The sequence below is a fragment of the Pseudotabrizicola sediminis genome, from assembly GCF_004745575.1.
In the GTDB taxonomy this organism is placed as follows: Bacteria; Pseudomonadota; Alphaproteobacteria; order Rhodobacterales; family Rhodobacteraceae; genus Pseudotabrizicola; species Pseudotabrizicola sediminis.
Window position 1 is genome coordinate 1 of sequence record NZ_RPEM01000043.1, and the last position, 2,182, is coordinate 2,182.

The following is a 2,182-nucleotide window of genomic DNA, read 5'->3' on the forward strand; positions in this document are numbered from 1 at the left end:
ACGAAGATGGGCGAACGCTCCCTCAGGCGGCTTCTGATCATCGGGGCCAACAGCGTCATCATCAAGCGGCACGTTCATGCCGCGGCCCGACCTGGCACCTGGCTGGGCGGGATGCTGACACGCAAGCCAGCAATGCTGGTGCGGGTGGCGATGGCCAACAAGATGGCGCGGATCGTCTGGGCCCTGATGGCCCGGGGCGGCGTCTACCAGTCTCCGGCCGCGGCGGCGTAAGCCGACCGTCGGTCGCGAGAACGTCGGAGCGAANGGCGTAAGCCGACCGTCGGTCGCGAGAACGTCGGAGCGAAAGAGGGCAAAGAGCAGTTTGGCGCAATCGTCGTGAGACGGGATCGGGAGAACCAGTGTGCAACAGAGTGCCTTCGAGCACGCGGCTTTGATCTGGACCCGACCTTCGAACACCATACGGGCCTGCGGCATGTGAGACGCCGCATCATGAGGCCGGACACATGTCAGCACCCGATGGCGCGCCAAAATCAGCTTCGAAAATACCTCTTGCGCAAGGGGCGGTTACACATGCACAAATCCCGTGAGGGATTCATCTTGTGAATCCAGCGTGGTAGCTGGACGGCATGAGCAGACCCATACCCCCCGCCTACAAGACCCGGAACTGGCCTGACTACAACGCAGCCCTCAAGCGCCGCGGTTCGCTGTCGATCTGGTTCGATCCCGCCATGACCTGGGAGGCGGAGCCCACCGGAAAACGTGGCCGGCAGCCTGACTATAGCGATGCCGCTATCCAGACATGTCTGACGATGAAAGTTCTTTTCGGCATGGCGCTCCGCCAGACGACTGGGTTCGTCGAGAGCTTGCTGCGGCTGATCGACCTGGACTGGGCTGTGCCGAACTTCAGCACCCTCAGCCGCCGCCAAAAGTGCCTGAAGGTTAACATCCCCTACCGCGCCTCGCAGGGCCCGCTGCACCTCTTGATCGACAGCACCGGGATCAAGGTCGAGGGCGAAGGCGAGTGGAACGCGCGCAAGCACGGCGGTTCCAAACGGCGCGTCTGGCGCAAGATCCACATCCGCTGCCCGGCAGGCGAATGGGACATTCGCCGAGAGGGGGAATTGATGAGCAAACACTGGAAATCCGCGCAGCCGAGTTCACCACCAGCGATGTCGGTGACGCGCCCATCCTGCCTGAACTGCTCGACCAGATCCCGCCCGATCAGGAGATCGCCAGCGTCGCCGCCCCCTCTCACGGTTTGCAAGCAAACCGTTGCCGGGCAACGGATGGCGCATTCGACACCCGCAAGTGCCATGACGCCATCGCTGCCCGCGGCGCTGCTGCGATCATTCCGCCTCGGAGGAATGGCAAGCCCTGGAAACCCGACACCCCCGGGGCGGTCGCCCGCAACGAAGCCCTACGCGCGTCGAAACGCTTCGGCCGAACCATCTGGCGACGATGGAGCGGTTATCACCGCCGAAGCCGCGTCGAGACGAAGATGCACTGTGTCAAACTGCTGGGTCAGCGCCTCATGGCGCGGGACTTTGACCGTCAGGTCGCCGAGTTTCAGGTCCGTGTAGCCGTAGTGAACGGCTTCACGGCGCTCGGTATACCCGTCACTGAAGCCGTGGGATGAGTCTGTCCAGGGAAAGGGGAGATCCGTCTGTCACCCGATTTGTGCAACATGTATAACCGCCCCATGCGCAAGAGGGTTTCTGGATCAGTTTCGCGCGCTGTCGGGTGCTGACATGTATCCGGCCTCCGTTGCGGCCATCGTCATGCCGCCGGCCCGTATGGTGTTCGCGGATCAGGTCCCAAATCAACGCCGCGTGCTCGATGGCACTTTGTTGCAGGCTGGTTCCTCTGATCCCGTCTCACGACCGTTGCGCCAAACTACTCCTAGCCCTCTTCCGCTCCGACGCCCTCTCGACCGACGGTCGGCTTACGCCGCCGCGGCCGGAGACTGGTAGACGCCGCCCCGGGCCATCAGGGCCCAAACGATCCGCGCCATCTTGTTCGCCAGCGCCACTCGCACCAGCATCGGCGCCTTGCGCGTCAGCATCCCACCCAGCCAGGTGCCCGGCCGGGCCGCGGCATGGACATGCCTCTCGATGATGACGCTGTTGGCCCCGATTATCAGCAGCCGTCGCAAGGAGCGCTCGCCCATCTTGGTCGTGGCTCCGAGACGCTGCTTGCCACCCGTTGAGTGTTGCCGTGGCAC

The 2,182-nt window shown here is 63.7% G+C and carries 1 protein-coding gene and 2 pseudogenes; 2 read left to right on the forward strand and 1 reads right to left on the reverse strand.

Annotated elements, in window-relative coordinates; translation table 11 throughout:
• Both EEB11_RS19185 and EEB11_RS19190 read left to right on the forward strand, forming a co-directional pair.
• Window positions 1-231 (forward strand): annotated as a pseudogene (locus EEB11_RS19185) (IS110 family transposase); the annotation flags it as partial.
• Between the two features lie 356 nt (window positions 232-587).
• Window positions 588-1,597 (forward strand): annotated as a pseudogene (locus EEB11_RS19190) (IS5 family transposase).
• Window positions 1,598-1,903: 306 nt separating this feature from the next.
• Here the strand turns inward: EEB11_RS19190 and EEB11_RS19195 are convergent.
• Window positions 1,904-2,182: transposase (locus tag EEB11_RS19195; protein ID WP_167852822.1), on the reverse strand; the 279-nt coding region annotated here is incomplete at its 5' end.